Raw genomic sequence first — 16,304 nt, 5'->3', positions numbered from 1 at the left:
GACGTGGCGCTGGGGTAGACTCGCAGGCCTTGTCCCGCGGCCAGTGATGCTTTCCCGATGCTCGAACAGTACGTCAAGATGATCCTCACCTCGCGCGTGTACGACGTTGCCGTCGAAACGCCGCTGCACAGTGCCGGCCAGTTGAGCAAGCGCCTGAACAATCAAGTGCTGCTCAAACGTGAAGACCTGCAGCCGGTGTTCTCGTTCAAGATCCGCGGGGCGTACAACAAGCTGGCGCAATTGACTGCCGAAGAGCTGGCCCGTGGCGTGGTCACTGCCTCCGCCGGCAACCATGCCCAGGGCCTGGCCCTGGCTGCGCGCGAGCTGGGCATCAAAGCCACCATCGTGATGCCCAAGACCACCCCGGAAATCAAGATCGAAGGCGTGCGCTCGCGTGGCGGCAAGGTCGTCCTGCACGGCGACTCGTTCCCCGAGGCGCTGGCCTATTCGCTCAAGCTGGTGGATGAAAAGGGCTTCGTCTATATCCACCCCTACGATGACCCGCATACCATCGCCGGCCAAGGCACCGTGGCCATGGAAATTCTGCGCCAGCACCCGGGCCGCCTCGACGCGATCTTTGTGCCGGTCGGCGGCGGCGGTTTGATTGCCGGCATCGCTGCCTACGTCAAATATCTGCGCCCGGAAATCAAGGTGATCGGCGTCGAGCCGGACGACTCCAACTGCCTGCAGGCGGCCATGGCCGCTGGCGAGCGAGTAGTGCTGCCGCAAGTCGGGCTGTTCGCCGATGGCGTTGCGGTCGCGCAGATCGGCCAGCACACCTTTGATATCTGCAAGCTGCACGTGGACGAGGTGATCACGGTCAGTACCGATGAAATTTGCGCGGCGATCAAGGATATCTACGACGATACCCGCTCGATAACCGAGCCTGCTGGCGCTTTAGGCGTTGCCGGGATCAAGAAGTACGTGGAAATGAGCGGTGTCAGTGGTCACACACTGGTCGCCATCGACTCCGGCGCCAACGTCAACTTCGACCGCCTGCGCCACGTGGCCGAGCGCGCCGAGCTGGGCGAGAAGCGCGAAGCGATCATCGCCGTGACCATCCCCGAGCGGCCGGGCAGCTTCAAGGCCTTCTGCGAGGCCATCGGCAAGCGCCAGATAACCGAATTCAACTACCGCAAGCACACCTCGGACGAGGCGCACATCTTTGTCGGCGTGCAGACCCATCCCGATACCGATCCGCGCGCCGCGCTGGTGCAGCAGTTGATCGAGCAAGGCTTCCCGGTTATCGACCTGACCGACAACGAACTGGCCAAGCTGCACATTCGCCATATGGTCGGCGGCCATTCGGCGCGGGCCCACGACGAGATCGTGCTGCGCTTCGAATTCCCCGAACGGCCGGGGGCGCTGTTCAACTTCCTGACCAAGCTGGGCGGGCGCTGGAATATCTCCATGTTCCACTACCGCAACCATGGCGCCGCAGACGGGCGCGTGGTGGCCGGCTTGCAGGTGCCCGAAGACGAGCGTCATCTGGTGCCGGCAGCGTTGGCCAAGATCGGCTACCCGTACTGGGATGAAAGCGAAAACCCGGCCTACCGGCTGTTTTTGGGTTGAGGGGCTAAGCTAGACCTCGAGAGGCTTCTCGGCGCGGTGCTGTATCAGCCAGCCGCGCCAAGGCCCGCACGCGCAACCCAAGGATCTGCACATGGAATACCTGACTACCCTGAAGACCGTGCACGTTGTCGCCACCGTGCTGTTGCTCGCCTGCGCCCTGGGCCTGGCCATCTACACCTGGCGGCTGCGCCAGCGCAGCGATGCTGCGGTCTATAGCCAGTTGCTGCGCCGCCCCCTGCTGTTTGTCTGGCTGTTGCTCGGCGTGTGCCTGGTGAGCATGCCATTCACCGGTTGGTGGCTGGTGCACCTGGTCGGCTGGCCGCTGGGGCAGACCTGGCTGTTGGTCTCGAGCGTGATCTACACCGTCGGTGCGCTGAGTGTGTGGTGGCTGCTGATCCGCCTCAACCGCTTGCGCCGGGCTGAGCCTGGCAGCCTGCGCCTGACCTTGGCACTGGCCGTGTTCAGTGCGGTGTGCTTTGTCTCGATTGCGGGCCTGATGGGCGCCAAGCCGGTCTGAGGCAGCCCGCAACAGCCCCATTTCACAGGGAATTTCACCTGGCTGCACATAAGCACGGCAGGCGCGTTGCTGCGCTTGTGAGCTTTGTGGAACAATGCGGCAATATGCGTTTTCGAGGTTGCTGCCGTGATCGACCCGGATGGATTTCGCCCCAACGTCGGTATCATTCTCACCAATGATGCTGGACAGGTGCTTTGGGCTCGACGGATCAACCAGGATGCCTGGCAATTTCCCCAGGGCGGTATCAACCCTGATGAGACGCCGGAAGATGCCCTGTACCGCGAGCTGAATGAAGAAGTCGGCCTGGAGCGTGACGATGTGCAAATTCTTGCCTGCACCCGCGGCTGGTTGCGTTATCGTCTACCCCAGCGGCTGGTGCGCACGCACAGCCAGCCATTGTGTATCGGCCAGAAACAGAAGTGGTTCCTGCTACGCCTGGTGAGCAACGAGCAACGGGTGCGTATGGACCTGACCGGCAAACCGGAATTCGACGGCTGGCGCTGGGTCAGCTATTGGTATCCGCTGGGCCAGGTCGTGACATTCAAGCGCGAGGTTTACCGCCGCGCCCTGAAAGAGCTAGCCCCGCGCCTGCTGACGCGCGACTGACGACGGAGTTCGACCCCGAGCCATGCTCAATACGCTGCGCAAGATCGTCCAGGAAGTGAACTCCGCCAAAGATCTCAAGACGGCGTTGGGGATCATTGTCTTGCGCGTCAAGGAAGCCATGGGCAGCCATGTCTGCTCGGTTTACTTGCTTGACCCGGAAACCAACCGGTTCGTGCTGATGGCCTCCGAAGGCCTCAACAAACGCTCGATCGGCAAGGTCAGCATGGCCCCCAACGAAGGCCTGGTTGGCCTGGTCGGTACCCGGGAAGAGCCGCTGAACCTGGAAAACGCCGCCGATCACCCGCGTTATCGCTACTTTGCCGAAACCGGTGAAGAGCGCTACGCGTCGTTTCTCGGTGCGCCGATCATTCACCACCGTCGAGTGGTTGGGGTGCTGGTCATCCAGCAAAAGGAGCGGCGCCAGTTCGACGAGGGCGAAGAAGCCTTCCTGGTAACCATGAGCGCGCAGCTGGCCGGGGTTATCGCCCACGCCGAAGCGACCGGTTCGATCCGTGGCCTGGGCCGTCAGGGCAAAGGCATTCAAGAGGCGCGCTTCGTCGGCGTACCGGGTTCGCCTGGCGCTGCGGTAGGCCGCGCGGTGGTGATGCTGCCGCCCGCTGATCTGGAAGTGGTGCCGGACAAGACCGTCGATGACATCGACGCCGAACTGAAACTGTTCAACAACGCCCTCGAAGGCGTGCGCGCCGACATGCGCAAGCTGTCGGCCAAGCTTGCCACCCAGCTGCGCCCGGAAGAACGGGCGCTGTTCGACGTCTACCTGATGATGCTCGAAGACGCTGCCCTTGGTGGCGAAGTGGTCGAAGTGATCAAGACCGGCCAGTGGGCCCAGGGCGCCTTGCGTCAGGTGGTCGGCGAGCACGTCAACCGCTTCGAGCTGATGGACGACGACTACCTGCGCGAGCGCGCCTCCGACGTCAAGGACCTTGGCCGGCGGCTGTTGGCTTACTTGCAGGAAGCCCGTTCGCAGACCCTGGTCTACGCCGAAAACACCATTCTGGTCAGTGAAGAGCTGACGCCCGCGATGCTTGGCGAGGTGCCGGAGGGCAAGCTTGCCGGTCTGGTTTCGGTGCTTGGCTCGGGTAACTCGCATGTGGCCATTCTGGCCCGGGCGATGGGTATCCCGACGGTGATGGGCCTGGTCGACCTGCCGTACTCCAAGGTCGACGGCATCGAAATGATCGTCGACGGCTACAAGGGCGAAGTCTTCACCAACCCCAGCGATGTGCTGCGCAAGCAGTACAAGGAAGTCGTCGAAGAAGAGCGCGAACTGGCCAAAGGCCTGGACGCACTGCGCGAGCTGCCCTGCGTAACCCCGGACGGCCATCGCATGCCGCTGTGGGTAAACACCGGCCTGCTCGCCGACGTGGCCCGGGCGCAGCAACGCGGCGCCGAAGGGGTTGGCCTGTACCGCACCGAAGTGCCGTTCATGATCCAGCAGCGCTTCCCCAGCGAAAAGGAACAGCTGGCGATCTACCGCGAGCAGCTCGCTGCCTTCCACCCGCTGCCGGTGACCATGCGCACCCTGGACATTGGCGGTGACAAGGCGCTGTCGTACTTCCCGATCAAGGAAGAAAACCCGTTTCTCGGCTGGCGCGGCATTCGCGTCACCCTCGACCACCCGGAAATCTTCCTGGTGCAAACCCGCGCCATGCTCAAGGCCAGCGAAGGCTTGAATAACCTGCGCATCCTGTTGCCGATGATCTCCGGCATCCATGAGCTGGAAGAAGCCCTGCACCTGATCCACCGTGCCTGGGGCGAGGTGCGCGACGAAGGCACCGACGTACCGATGCCGCCGGTGGGGGTGATGGTCGAAATCCCGGCAGCGGTGTACCAGACCAAAGAGCTGGCGCGTCAGGTCGACTTCCTCTCGGTTGGCTCCAACGACCTGACCCAGTATCTGCTGGCGGTCGACCGCAACAACCCGCGGGTCGCCGACCTGTATGACTACCTGCACCCGGCAGTGCTGCAAGCCGTGCAAACCGTGGTGCGCGATGCCCATGCCGAAGGCAAGCCGGTGAGTATCTGCGGCGAGATGGCCGGTGACCCGGCGGCAGCGATCCTGCTGATGGCGATGGGCTTTGACAGCCTGTCGATGAACGCCACCAACCTGCCCAAGGTCAAGTGGATGCTGCGTCAGGTCAACATGAGCAAGGCCAAGGAACTGCTGGCCGACGCCATGAGCCACGACAACCCGCAAGTTATCCACAGCTCGCTGCAGCTGGCGCTGAAGAACCTCGGCCTGGCGCGGATGATCGGGCCTGGCGCAAACAAGACCCTCTAAGCCAAGGATGCTGGTGGCTCTGCTCAGACCGCCAGCTCGACCTCACCCAGATGCCCGCCGTAGGGACCAAAGCTGCGTTCGAGCATGCGCCGCTGCCCCGACTTGTGCACAAGCAGCACCGTGCTGGCGCGGGTGCCGTAGTTCTGGCTGGCAATGAATGCGCTCGACAGCAGCCGCTCGGTGGCCAGGCCGACACCGGTGTCCGGCAAATCGGCGTCCAGCGCAGGCTGAGCGTTGCCAAGCAAACCCAGCAGCCGCTGCGGGTCGGCCTCGTCGAGCAACTCGCGCAGGCCTTGGCGGGTCTGCACCAGCTTCGGCCACGGCGTATCCAGCCGTGCATTGGACAGCCCGTAGACGCCCGGCTCAAGCAATTGCGGCGCTGCGTCAGAGGCGTGCAGATAGCCCAGCTGCTGCTCGTCGCCAATCAACAGATTGAAGCCTGAGTACTCGCTGCTGCGGCTAGCCACCTGCTCAAGGTATTGCTCAACGCCGAGCTCGCCGCGCAGGTAACCAGCCACCAGTTCACCGCGAGAGCGCAGGCCTTGTGGCTGGCGCGGGTCACGGATATTGGTCAGCGCCGCGAAGCGCCCGTTCGGACCAATTCCCAGCCAACTGCCGCCGGCCTCGAGGTCGCGCCCGGCGTACACCCCCGGTGCGTCGTCCCACGCGCCCAGCGTCTGACTGGGGCGGGCATAGAACTCGTCACGATTGGCCGCAACGATCAGCGGCAGGGCATGCCCCGGCCGCCAGGCAAATACGATCAGGCACATGGCGTAGCCTCTGGTTTTTGCTCACTCTACCCACTGCATCGAGCACTGGCCATCAGCTGACACAGACTTCACTAGAGCCACAAGGCCAGCTTCCGTTACCATGCCGGACTGAATTGTCATGGGGTCGACGAATGGAGTTCGTACTCTACCTGCTGTTGGGCGCCTGCGCCGGCGTCCTGGCCGGGCTATTCGGCGTGGGCGGCGGGATCATCATCGTGCCGGTGCTGGTGTTCAGCTTCACCTTGCAGGGCTTCGAGCCCTCGGTGCTGACCCACCTGGCCGTCGGCACCTCGCTGGCGACCATCATCTTCACATCGATCAACGCCGTGCGTGAGCACCAGCGCAAAGGCGCGGTGCAATGGTCGGTCTTTGTCTGGATGACCGTTGGTATCCTGATCGGTGCGGGTATCGGCGCCAAAACCGCTTCGTTGATCCAGGGCCCGATGCTGCAGAAGATCATTGGCGTGTTTGCCCTGGTGGTCGCCGCGCAGATGGCCCTCGACCTCAAACCCAAGGCCAGCCGTGGCATCCCTGGCAAGCCTGGGTTGTCGGTTGCCGGCGTGGTAATCGGTTGGGCCTCGGCAATCTTTGGCATCGGTGGCGGCTCGCTGACCGTGCCGTTCCTGACCTGGCGCAGCCTGCCGATGCAGCAGGCGGTGGCGACCTCATCGGCCTGCGGCTTGCCCATCGCCCTGGCCAGCGCCCTCAGCTTCATGCTGCTGGGCTGGGACGACAGCCACCTGCCGCCACACAGCCTGGGTTACGTGTACCTGCCGGCACTGCTTGGCATTGCCCTGACCAGCATGTTTTTTGCCCGTTATGGCGCGCGCCTGGCGCACAAGCTGTCGCCGCGCCTGCTCAAACGTCTGTTCGCCGCGTTGCTGTTCTGCGTCGGCCTGAGTTTTTTGATTTAGCTGCCTGATTTGATCGAGAGGAATCACCATGCTGCCTTACCCGCAGATCGACCCCGTGGCCCTGGCCATCGGGCCGCTGAAAATCCATTGGTACGGCCTGATGTACCTGATCGGCATCGGCGGTGCCTGGCTGCTGGCCTCGCGCCGGCTGAACCGCTTCGACCCGACCTGGAGCCGCGAGAAGCTCTCTGACCTGGTGTTCTGGCTGTCGATGGGGGTAATCGTCGGCGGACGCCTGGGCTATGTACTGTTCTATGACCTGCACGCCTACCTGGCCAACCCGACGCTGATATTCGAAGTGTGGAAGGGCGGCATGTCGTTCCACGGCGGCTTTATCGGCGTGATGCTGGCCGCGCTGTGGTTCGGCAAGCGCAACAACAAGTCGTTCTTCGAGCTGATGGACTTCGTAGCGCCGCTGGTGCCGATTGGCCTGGGTGCCGGGCGCATCGGCAACTTCATCAACGCCGAGCTATGGGGCAAGGCCACCGACGTGCCGTGGGCGATGGTCTTCCCGCCGTTCAGCGACCCGGCGCAACTGCCGCGTCACCCGTCGCAGCTGTATCAGTTTGCCCTCGAAGGTGTGGCATTATTCCTGATCCTTTGGCTGTACTCGCGCAAGCCGCGCCCGACCATGGCCGTGTCCGGCATGTTCGCGCTGTTCTATGGCATCTTCCGCTTCATCGTCGAGTTCGTGCGCGTGCCTGATGCCCAGCTTGGCTACATCGCCTTTGGCTGGTTGACCATGGGCCAGTTGCTCTGCCTGCCGATGATCATTGGCGGCATCGTGCTGATCTGGCTGGCCTACAACCGCAAACCCACGGCCAACGCCGCGGTCTGATTTTCACGGCAGGGGCGATCCCCCTGCCGTTCTCGTTACAGGTAAGTCATGAAACAGTATCTAGATCTGGTCCGCGACGTCATCGACAACGGCACCCTGCAGAGCAACCGCACCGGTGTGCGCACCATCAGCCTGCCCGGCGCCATGCTGCGCTTCGACCTGCAGAAAGGCTTCCCGGCCGTAACCACCCGCCGCCTGGCGTTCAAGTCGGCCATCGGCGAGATGGTCGGTTTTCTGCGTGGGGTGAAAAACGCCGGCGAGTTCCGCGAGCTGGGCTGCAAGGTCTGGGACCAGAACGCCAACGAAAACGCGCAGTGGCTGGCCAACCCGTTCCGTCAGGGGCATGACGACCTCGGCGAAATCTACGGCGTGCAATGGCGCCAGTGGCCAGGCTACAAGCGTGTGCCGCTGAGCAACCCGGCAGCCATCGCCATGGCCGAGCAACAAGGCTTCCGCCAGATCGCCAAGGACGAAGAAGACGGCCAGGCGTTCGTCATCCTCTACAAGGCGATCGATCAGGTGCGTCAGTGCCTCGATACCATCGCCAACGACCCGGGCAGCCGGCGCATCCTGTTCCACGGCTGGAACTGCGCCCAGCTCGACGAAATGGCCCTGCCGCCGTGCCACCTGCTGTACCAGTTCCACCCCAATGTCGAGACCAGGGAAATCTCCCTGACCCTCTACATCCGTTCCAATGACCTCGGCCTGGGCACGCCATTCAACCTCACCGAAGGCGCTGCGCTGCTGTCGCTGTTCGGCCGCCTGACCGGCTACACCCCGCGCTGGTTCACCTACTTCATCGGCGACGCCCATGTGTACGAGAACCACCTGGACATGCTCAACGAGCAGTTCACCCGCGAGCCATTGCCGGCACCCAAACTGGTGATCAGCGACCGCGTGCCTGAGTTTGCCAAGACCGGGGTGTACGAGCCGGAGTGGCTGGAGAAGATCGAGCCGAGCGACTTCAGCCTGGAAGGCTACGAGCATCACCCGCCGCTGACGGCGCCGATGGCGGTGTGATTTGGATTGGTCGCGGGGTCAGGTGCCCCGCGATATTCCTGATCAATGCCCATGACTCCTGCCCACATGCGAGTGCTCGGTCTCTGGCACTGACACCGCACCATTCACCTCCAACTGCTGCAGAATCGCGCATTCCGCCCCGGGTGCGGTGCAGCGTTGGCGCAATTCCACCATTTGCTCTTGCAGTGCCAGCAGGCCGTCGATGCGGGCCTGGACGTGGTCGATGTGCTCGTCGATCAGCGCGTTGACGCTGCCGCATTGGCCCTCCGGGCTGTCGCGCAGGCGCAGCAGGCTGCGGATCTCGTCCAGGGTCATGTCCAGCGTACGGCAGTTGCGGATGAAGGTCAGGCGCTCGACGTGGGCCTGGGTGTACAGCCGGTAGTTGCCGTCACTGCGGGCGGGCTCGGGCAGCAGTTGCTCGCGCTCGTAGTAGCGGATGGTCTCGACGGCGCAGTCAGTGGCTTTGGCCAATTCCCCGATTTTCATCACGAATCCTCTGCAGATGGCTTGACCCTATAGTGGCTACAGGGTGTTCACTTGGCAATAATTACCCTGTAACCGAGCGTCTTTGCCGCGCAAAGCCTGCTCAAGGGATCGGCGCATCAGCTAAGGACGACTCCATGAACCAGCCTGTCAGCCATGACCACGCGCATGACCATGACGCCCATGACCACGGCCATGAGCACCAGCATGCGCATGCCGCCAAGAGCGCTTGCCAAGACACCAAGGCCCACAGCTGCTGTGGCGGCGAGCCTGCGCCTGCGCTGGTGCAACTGACCGAGCAGGCCAGCAGCGATGCGCAGCTCAGCCGTTTTCGCATCCAGGCCATGGACTGCCCGACCGAGCAAGGTCTGATCCAGGACAAGCTGGGCAAGATGGCCGGTATCGAGCAGCTTGAATTCAACCTGATCAACCGTGTGCTCGGCGTGCGCCATACGCTGCAAGGCACGGACGCAATCGAGCGGGCGATCGACAGCCTGGGCATGCGCGCCGAGCCGCTGACTGACGATGAAGACAGCACAGCTGCGCCTGCCGCCAAGACCCGCTGGTGGCCGCTGGCACTGTCGGCAGTGGCGGCGATTGCCGCCGAAATCGTGCACTTCAGCGCGCTGGCGCCGGAGTGGGTGGTGGCCTTGCTGGCCTTGGCAGCCATTCTTGGCTGTGGTCTGGGCACCTACAAAAAGGGCTGGATCGCCCTGAAAAACCGCAACCTCAACATCAATGCGCTGATGAGCATCGCGGTGACCGGCGCCGTATTGATCGGCCAATGGCCCGAGGCGGCGATGGTGATGGTGCTGTTCACCGTTGCCGAGTTGATCGAAGCGCGTTCGCTGGACCGCGCGCGCAACGCCATCGGCGGCTTGATGCAGCTGACCCCGGACATGGCCACCGTGCAGCAGGCCGATGGCCAGTGGCTTGAGGTGGAAGTGCGTGGTGTAGCGCTCGGTGCGTCGGTGCGGGTGCGTCCTGGCGAGCGCATCGGCCTCGACGGGGAAGTGCTCAGCGGGCAATCGAGTGTCGATCAGGCGCCGATCACCGGCGAAAGCCTGCCCGTGGAGAAGGTTGTCGGCGACAAGCTGTTCGCTGGCACCATCAACCAGGAAGGCGCGCTGGAGTACAAAGTTACTGCCCTTGCAGGCCAGTCAACCCTGGCGCGGATCATCAAGGCTGTGGAAGAAGCGCAGGGCGCGCGTGCGCCGACCCAGCGCTTTGTTGATCAGTTCTCGCGCATCTACACCCCGGTGGTGTTTGCCCTGGCCCTGGCCGTGGCGATTCTGCCGCCGCTGCTGATGGGCGGCGTCTGGTTTGACTGGATCTATCGCGCACTGGTCTTGCTGGTAGTGGCGTGCCCATGTGCACTGGTGATTTCGACCCCGGTGACGATTGTCAGTGGCCTTGCCGCTGCAGCGCGCAAGGGCATTCTGATCAAGGGCGGGGTGTATCTGGAGGGCGGGCGCAAGCTGGACTTCCTGGCCCTGGACAAGACCGGCACGATCACCCATGGCAAACCGGTGCAGACCGATTTCAGCGCGCTTGATCCGCTCTTTGCAGACCGCGCCCAGGCGCTGGCTGCCAGCCTCGGCGAGCGCTCCGACCACCCGGTATCGCGGGCCATCGCGCAGTTTGCCCAGGCGCAGCAACTGCCGTTGAGCGACGTCAGCAACTTTGCCGCGCTGTCCGGGCGCGGTGTGCGTGGCGAGATCGACGGCCAGCTGTACCACCTGGGCAACCATCGCCTGGTCGAAGAGCTGGGCCTGTGCTCGCCGCAACTGGAAGCCCAGCTCGATACGCTGGAGCGCCAAGGCAAGACCGTGGTTCTGCTGCTCGATCGCAGCGGCCCGCTGGCGCTGTTTGCCGTAGCCGATACGGTCAAGGACAGCAGCCGCCAGGCGATTGCCGAATTGCATGAGCTGGGTATCAAAACGGTCATGCTGACCGGTGATAATCCGCACACCGCGCAAGCGATCGCTGCCCAGGTAGGTATCGACCGAGCCGAGGGCAACCTGCTGCCAAGCGACAAGCTGAAGACCATCGAAGCGCTCTACGCCCAAGGGCACCGGGTCGGCATGGTCGGCGACGGCATCAACGATGCACCGGCACTGGCCCGCGCTGAAATCGGCTTCGCCATGGCGGCAGCGGGAACCGACACGGCGATTGAAACCGCTGATGTGGCCCTGATGGACGACGACTTGCGCAAAATCCCGGCATTCGTCAGGCTTTCCCGCGCCAGCGCGGCCATTCTCATCCAGAACATCGTTCTCGCGTTGGGGATCAAGGCGATCTTCCTGGTGGTTACCTTTACCGGCATGGCCACCCTGTGGATGGCGGTCTTCGCCGACATGGGCGTGAGCCTGCTGGTGGTGTTCAACGGTCTGCGCCTGCTGCGCAAATAAGGGATCTGCATGCTGAGTTCCGAGCTCAAGGCCTTCTACATGGTTGCCCGCCTGGGCAGCATCACCCAGGCCGCGAAGAAGCTCGGGCTCAGCCAGCCCACGGTGACCACGCAGATTCGCCAGCTGGAAAGCCACTACGCGGTGGAGCTGTTCTACCGCGGTGGGCGCCGGCTGGTATTGAGCGAGAGCGGTGCGCGCCTGCTACCGATGGTCAAGACCTTGCTGCAGCAGGAAGCGGACATCGAGTTCGAGCTTCGCAACAGCGGCCAGGCCCAGGGCAGTCTGCGCATCGCCGCCACCGCGCCGTATTACATTCTCGACCTGGTGAAAATTTTTCGCCAACGCCTGCCGCAGGTGGACGTAGCGGTGGAAATCGGAAACTCGCAACAGGTGCTGGAGATGCTCGAAGACTATCGCGTGGACGTCGCCGCATCCTCGCAACTGGTCGAGGATGCACGGCTGGTGCGGCGAGTGCTGGGCACGGACCCGCTGGTGGTGGCCGTGCACCGTAGCCATCCGTTGGCGCAACGGCAGACGCTGGCCATCGATGCCCTGGCCGGTCATTGCCTGCTGATGCGCGAGCAGGGTTCAACCACGCGGCTGATGACCGAACAGATGCTTGCCGGGCGTGGGGTCAAGGTCGGCACCTTGCTCGAGATCGGCAGCCGCGAGTCGATCCGCGAGGCCGTGCTGCGCAACATCGGCATCAGCATCATCGCCCGCCATGAGGTACCGCATAACCCCGAGCTGGCCGTGCTCACCCTGGAAGGTGCGCCGGTCATGCACGAGTATCTGTACTGCCTCAAAGAGCGGCGCCAGGCGCGCCTGCCAGCGGCGTTTCTTGGTGTCGCGCAGGAAGTATCGGGTATTCAGTTGTAAGTGCTGCGGCAGGCTCATTGCGCAAACGCTAGCACGGCCACTCCCAAATCTGCCTATGGCACTATCGCCAGCTTTGCCCTGAACGCCACAGAACCTTCGCATTGCCTCCCTAGCATGGCCTCTATCTGATCACGAGGCCTGGCCATGACCCACGCTACCCCTACCCCTGGCGCACCGGTAAAAGTGCGCGGTATCGACAAACGCTTCGGCGCCTTCGCTGCGCTGAACAACGTTTCCCTGGATATCGGTGCCGGCGAGCTGGTGTGCCTGCTCGGCCCGTCCGGCTGCGGCAAGACCACCCTGCTGCGTTGCATCGCCGGCCTCGAGCGGCAGGACCGTGGCGAGCTGTACCTGGGCGAGCGCGACATCTCCGAGCTGCCGCCGCAGGCCCGCGACTACGGCATCCTGTTCCAGTCCTATGCGCTGTTCCCCAACCTCACGGTCGAGGCCAACATAGCCTACGGTCTGAATACCAGCAGCCGCGACCAAGCGCGCCAGCGGGTCGGGCAGATGCTTGAGTTGGTCGGCCTGCTTGGCAGCGAGAAGAAATATCCAGGCCAGTTGTCCGGTGGTCAGCAACAGCGGGTGGCGTTAGCCCGCGCCCTGGCCCCGGCGCCGTCTTTGTTGTTGTTGGACGAGCCGATGTCGGCGCTGGATGCGCGGGTACGTGAGCACCTGTGTGGCGAGCTGCGCCAACTGCAGCGCCAGCTCGGCATCACCACCCTGATGGTCACGCACAACCAGGACGAAGCCATGTTGATGGCCGACCGCATAGCCGTGATGAACAACGGCCAGGTCGAGCAGTACGACACCCCGCAAGCGATCTACGACCGGCCGGCCACGCCATTCGTGGCCGAGTTCGTTGGCCAGGGCAACTGGCTGCCGTTCCAGCGCAACAGTGCCAGCCACGCCCAGGTCGGCGGGATGAACCTGCGCCTGGCCGCCAATGCCGGTGCGGCCAGCAGCGGTAGGCTGTTCTGTCGCCCTGAGGCGATCACGGTCAACCCGCTGGTGCATGAAGAAAACCTGTTCCCGGCCAAGGTGCGCGAAGTCACCTTCCTCGGTAACCGTTGCCGCATGGCCTTTGAGCTGCACACTCTGCCGGGGCATACCCTACTTGCCGAGCTGGCGCCGGAGGCCATGCCGCGCCTTGGTTCTCAGGACATCTGGGTGGCGCTGCCGCCGCAGAGCCTGCAGGTGTTTGCCTGAGATGGCCGGGCCAATCTCCATGCCCTTGAACCTGGCCACGGCGGACCGAGGCAACGGCGTTGCGCTGGCCGACCGGATCTTTGTGCTCGGCGGCAAAAGCCTGCTGCTGGTGCTGCTGATCGTGGCAGTGCTGCTGCCGCTGCTGGCGATCTTCTGGCGCGGCTTCAGCGGCGACGCCGGCCAGGGCGGCGGCTTGCTGGCAGCACGCGAGCTGTTTGCCAGCGCCAACTTCCGCTGGCTGCTCGGTAACAGCCTGGCAGTTGCCTTCACCGTGGCCGCTATCGTCATACCGCTGGCGTATCTGTTTGCCTACGCCCTGCAGCGCACCTTGATCCCGGCCAAGCCACTGTGGCGGGGGATTTCCCTGCTGCCGTTGTTGGCCCCGTCGATGTTGCCGGCGATTGCGCTGGTCTATCTGTTCGGCAACCAGGGCCTGCTGCGCAGCCTGCTCGACGACAACATCTACGGCTTTTGGGGCATCGTTGTCGGTGAGGCCATCTATACCTTCCCGCATGCCTTGATGATTCTGCTGTCAGCGCTGTCGCTGGCCGATGCGCGGCTGTTCGAAGCGGCTTCGAGCATGGGCGCGGGACCCGTGCGGGCATTCTTCAGCGTGACTTGGCCGGCGACCCGCCAGGCCGTGTTTGCCGCGTTCTGCCTGGTGTTCACCCTGACCATCACCGACTTCGGTGTGCCAGTGGTGGTGGGCGGTGACTATCAGGTGCTGGCGCTGGAAGCCTACAAAGCCGTGGTAGGGCAGCAGCAGTTTGGCCGAGGTGCACTGATCGGCATGGTCCTGCTGCTGCCGGCGCTGTTCAGTTTTGCTGTCGATGCCTGGCTCCGCCGGCGCCAGGGCCAGGCCATGAGTGGCCGGGCGCAGGTGTTCGAGCCCAAGCCGTCGCGCCGCCGCGATGCTGTGTTTCTCGCGGTGGTGGTGCTGGTGTGCAGCGTGCTGCTGGCGGTGGTGGGCATGGCGGTGTATTCGTCGCTGGTCACCTTCTGGCCTTACAACTTGTCGCTGTCGATCAAGCACTACCTGTTTGAAGACACCGCCGGCGGTGGCTGGCTGGCCTATCGCAACAGCGTGAGCATGGCGCTATACACGGCCTTGATCGGCAGTCTGGTGATCTTCGTCGGCGCCTACCTGATGGAAAAAACCCAGGGCCAACGGCTGCTCAACCAGTCGCTGCGACTGCTCAGTTTCATTCCGATGGCGGTGCCGGGGCTGGTGTTGGGCCTGGGTTACGTCTTCTTCTTCAACCTCGCCAGCAACCCGCTGCACGTGTTCTACGGCAGCATGACCCTGCTGGTGGTGTGCACCATTGCGCACTATCTAACTACCGCACAGATGACCGCAACCACCGCCCTGCGCCAGCTCGACGGCGAATTCGAAGCCGCAGCGCTGTCGCTCAAGGCGCCGCTGTACCGGCATTTTCTGCGGGTCAGCCTGCCGATCTGCCTGCCGGCCTTGCTCGACATCATCCGCTACCTGTTCGTCTCGGCGATGACCACGGTGTCGGCTGCGATCTTCCTCTACAGCCCCGACACCATCCTCGCCGCCGTGGCGGTGTTGAACATGGACGATGCCGGCAATGTTGGCGGCGCTGCGGCGATGTCGACGCTGATCCTGCTCACCAGTGCTACCGCTTCGTTGCTGCTGGCCGCCGCCTCGCGCGGCCTGCTGCGCCGCTCCCAGGCCTGGCGCCAATCCGCGCCCGGCCATTGACTGCCTGCCCACCCTGAAAGGAACCGCACCATGTTCAAGCCAGTTGCCCTTGCTGCTGCCATCAGCGCCATTTTCAGCCTGCAGGTGTCTGCCGCAGAGACTCAGCTGACGGTCTACACCGCGCTCGAAGCCGAGCAGCTGAAGACCTACAAACAGGCCTTCGAAAAGGCCAACCCGGACATCGATATCAAGTGGGTGCGCGACTCCACCGGGATCATTACCGCCAAGCTGCTTGCCGAGAAAGACCGCCCGCAGGCTGATGCAGTGTGGGGCCTGGCGGCGTCCAGCCTGGCCATTCTCGACCAGCAGAAAATGCTCGAAGCCTATGCGCCGAAGGACCTGGCGACGATCTCGAAGAACTACCGCGACGCGGCCAATCCGCCGGCCTGGGTGGGCATGGATGTATGGGCCGCGACCATTTGCTTCAACACCGTCGAGGCCGAAAAGCAGGGCCTGAGCAAGCCGGTCAGCTGGCAGGACCTGACCAAGCCTGAGTACAAGGGCAAGATCGTCATGCCCAACCCGGCCTCATCGGGCACTGGTTTCCTCGACGTCAGCGCCTGGCTGCAGACCTTTGGCGAGCCGCAGGGCTGGGCGTACATGGACGGCCTGCACCAGAACATCGGCCAGTACGTTCACTCCGGCTCCAAGCCGTGCAAGCTGGCCGCGTCGGGTGAGTTCCCGATCGGCATTTCCTTCGAGTACCCGGCCGTGCAGCTCAAACGCCAGGGTGCGCCGCTGGACATCATCCTGCCCAAGGAGGGCCTGGGCTGGGAGATTGAAGCCACTGCGGTGATCAAGGGCACGCCCAAGGCCGCTGCCGCCAAGCGCCTGGCAGACTTCTCGGCCAGCCCTGCGGCGATGGACCTGTATAAGGAGAACTTCGCCGTGCTCGCTGCCCCCGGCATGGCCAAGCCGCAGACCGAGTTGCCGGCAGACTATGAGCAGCGCCTGATCAAAAACGACTTTGCCTGGGCCTCGCAGAACCGCGACAAGATCCTTGCCGAGTGGCGCAAGCGCTACGACGGCAAGTCAGAGAAGGTCGTCCAGCAGTAAC

At 63.7% G+C, this 16,304-nt stretch carries 14 protein-coding genes; 12 read left to right on the top strand and 2 right to left on the bottom strand.

Features of this window, described 5'->3' with window-relative positions:
• Positions 1–57: 57 nt before the first annotated feature.
• The 4 genes from ilvA to ptsP all read left to right on the top strand — a co-directional run bounded on the left by ilvA (position 58) and on the right by ptsP (position 4,997).
• Entirely contained in the window at positions 58–1,572 is a 1,515-nt protein-coding gene (gene ilvA / locus AC58X1_RS11765; RefSeq protein ID WP_101315383.1) for a threonine ammonia-lyase, biosynthetic, read from the top strand.
• 91 nt (positions 1,573–1,663) lie between these two features.
• Positions 1,664–2,089: a DUF2269 family protein gene (locus tag AC58X1_RS11760; RefSeq protein ID WP_312389170.1), complete on the top strand. Its 426-nt coding sequence runs from the start codon at positions 1,664–1,666 to the stop codon at positions 2,087–2,089.
• 126 nt (positions 2,090–2,215) lie between these two features.
• The gene (locus AC58X1_RS11755) at positions 2,216–2,695 is read left to right on the top strand and encodes an RNA pyrophosphohydrolase (RefSeq protein ID WP_101315386.1); all 480 of its coding nucleotides are present in this window, start codon (positions 2,216–2,218) and stop codon (positions 2,693–2,695) included.
• A 22-nt stretch (positions 2,696–2,717) separates the two neighbouring features.
• On the top strand, positions 2,718–4,997 hold the full coding sequence (gene ptsP, locus AC58X1_RS11750; protein ID WP_150570401.1) for a phosphoenolpyruvate--protein phosphotransferase: 2,280 nt from the start codon (positions 2,718–2,720) through the stop codon (positions 4,995–4,997).
• Positions 4,998–5,020: 23 nt separating this feature from the next.
• Here the strand turns inward: ptsP and AC58X1_RS11745 are convergent, their stop codons facing one another.
• On the bottom strand, positions 5,021–5,767 hold the full coding sequence (locus AC58X1_RS11745; protein ID WP_497428878.1) for an NRDE family protein: 747 nt from the start codon (positions 5,765–5,767) through the stop codon (positions 5,021–5,023).
• Between the two features lie 131 nt (positions 5,768–5,898).
• On the opposite strand from AC58X1_RS11745, the gene AC58X1_RS11740 reads away from it, so the two are divergent.
• Genes AC58X1_RS11740 through AC58X1_RS11730 form a run of 3 tightly spaced genes read left to right on the top strand, consistent with a single transcriptional unit; the run spans position 5,899 to position 8,539 of the window.
• Positions 5,899–6,681: a sulfite exporter TauE/SafE family protein gene (locus AC58X1_RS11740; protein ID WP_101315392.1), complete on the top strand. Its 783-nt coding sequence runs from the start codon at positions 5,899–5,901 to the stop codon at positions 6,679–6,681.
• Positions 6,682–6,709: 28 nt separating this feature from the next.
• On the top strand, positions 6,710–7,519 hold the full coding sequence (lgt, locus tag AC58X1_RS11735) for a prolipoprotein diacylglyceryl transferase (RefSeq protein WP_101315394.1): 810 nt from the start codon (positions 6,710–6,712) through the stop codon (positions 7,517–7,519).
• A 48-nt stretch (positions 7,520–7,567) separates the two neighbouring features.
• Positions 7,568–8,539 carry a thymidylate synthase gene (locus tag AC58X1_RS11730; RefSeq protein WP_312389175.1) on the top strand — a complete coding sequence of 324 codons (972 nt, stop codon included), beginning with the start codon at positions 7,568–7,570 and terminating at the stop codon, positions 8,537–8,539.
• Between the two features lie 42 nt (positions 8,540–8,581).
• On the opposite strand, the gene cadR is transcribed toward AC58X1_RS11730, so the two are convergent.
• On the bottom strand, positions 8,582–9,025 hold the full coding sequence (gene cadR, locus AC58X1_RS11725) for a cadmium resistance transcriptional regulator CadR (protein ID WP_497428877.1): 444 nt from the start codon (positions 9,023–9,025) through the stop codon (positions 8,582–8,584).
• A 134-nt stretch (positions 9,026–9,159) separates the two neighbouring features.
• On the opposite strand from cadR, the gene AC58X1_RS11720 reads away from it, so the two are divergent.
• The 5 genes from AC58X1_RS11720 to AC58X1_RS11700 all read left to right on the top strand — a co-directional run bounded on the left by AC58X1_RS11720 (position 9,160) and on the right by AC58X1_RS11700 (position 16,303).
• On the top strand, positions 9,160–11,433 hold the full coding sequence (locus tag AC58X1_RS11720) for a heavy metal translocating P-type ATPase (protein WP_188035135.1): 2,274 nt from the start codon (positions 9,160–9,162) through the stop codon (positions 11,431–11,433).
• Positions 11,434–11,442: 9 nt separating this feature from the next.
• Positions 11,443–12,312 (top strand): LysR family transcriptional regulator, encoded by an 870-nt coding sequence (locus tag AC58X1_RS11715; RefSeq protein ID WP_101315402.1) that lies wholly within the window; start codon positions 11,443–11,445, stop codon positions 12,310–12,312.
• A 144-nt stretch (positions 12,313–12,456) separates the two neighbouring features.
• Positions 12,457–13,521 (top strand): putative 2-aminoethylphosphonate ABC transporter ATP-binding protein, encoded by a 1,065-nt coding sequence (locus AC58X1_RS11710; protein ID WP_101315404.1) that lies wholly within the window; start codon positions 12,457–12,459, stop codon positions 13,519–13,521.
• 1 nt (position 13,522) lies between these two features.
• Positions 13,523–15,247, top strand: coding sequence for a putative 2-aminoethylphosphonate ABC transporter permease subunit (locus AC58X1_RS11705; RefSeq protein WP_497428876.1), 1,725 nt, complete (start codon positions 13,523–13,525; stop codon positions 15,245–15,247).
• 30 nt (positions 15,248–15,277) lie between these two features.
• On the top strand, positions 15,278–16,303 hold the full coding sequence (locus tag AC58X1_RS11700; RefSeq protein ID WP_497428875.1) for a putative 2-aminoethylphosphonate ABC transporter substrate-binding protein: 1,026 nt from the start codon (positions 15,278–15,280) through the stop codon (positions 16,301–16,303).
• Position 16,304: the final 1 nt, after the last annotated feature.

The organism is Pseudomonas sp. PGPR N4, from assembly GCF_059693665.1.
This window is presented reverse-complemented; position numbering and strand designations above follow the sequence as displayed.

Excerpts from the sequence above, each read along its gene's own strand:
- ilvA (WP_101315383.1), top strand. The coding sequence starts at position 58 with ATGCTCGAACAGTACGTCAAGATGATCCTCACCTCGCGCGTGTACGAC.
- AC58X1_RS11760 (WP_312389170.1), top strand. The coding sequence starts at position 1,664 with ATGGAATACCTGACTACCCTGAAGACCGTGCACGTTGTCGCCACCGTG.
- ptsP (WP_150570401.1), top strand. The coding sequence starts at position 2,718 with ATGCTCAATACGCTGCGCAAGATCGTCCAGGAAGTGAACTCCGCCAAA.
- AC58X1_RS11745 (WP_497428878.1), bottom strand. The coding sequence starts at position 5,767 with ATGTGCCTGATCGTATTTGCCTGGCGGCCGGGGCATGCCCTGCCGCTG.
- AC58X1_RS11740 (WP_101315392.1), top strand. The coding sequence starts at position 5,899 with ATGGAGTTCGTACTCTACCTGCTGTTGGGCGCCTGCGCCGGCGTCCTG.
- lgt (WP_101315394.1), top strand. The coding sequence starts at position 6,710 with ATGCTGCCTTACCCGCAGATCGACCCCGTGGCCCTGGCCATCGGGCCG.
- AC58X1_RS11730 (WP_312389175.1), top strand. The coding sequence starts at position 7,568 with ATGAAACAGTATCTAGATCTGGTCCGCGACGTCATCGACAACGGCACC.
- cadR (WP_497428877.1), bottom strand. The coding sequence starts at position 9,025 with ATGAAAATCGGGGAATTGGCCAAAGCCACTGACTGCGCCGTCGAGACC.
- AC58X1_RS11720 (WP_188035135.1), top strand. The coding sequence starts at position 9,160 with ATGAACCAGCCTGTCAGCCATGACCACGCGCATGACCATGACGCCCAT.
- AC58X1_RS11715 (WP_101315402.1), top strand. The coding sequence starts at position 11,443 with ATGCTGAGTTCCGAGCTCAAGGCCTTCTACATGGTTGCCCGCCTGGGC.
- AC58X1_RS11710 (WP_101315404.1), top strand. The coding sequence starts at position 12,457 with ATGACCCACGCTACCCCTACCCCTGGCGCACCGGTAAAAGTGCGCGGT.
- AC58X1_RS11705 (WP_497428876.1), top strand. The coding sequence starts at position 13,523 with ATGGCCGGGCCAATCTCCATGCCCTTGAACCTGGCCACGGCGGACCGA.
- AC58X1_RS11700 (WP_497428875.1), top strand. The coding sequence starts at position 15,278 with ATGTTCAAGCCAGTTGCCCTTGCTGCTGCCATCAGCGCCATTTTCAGC.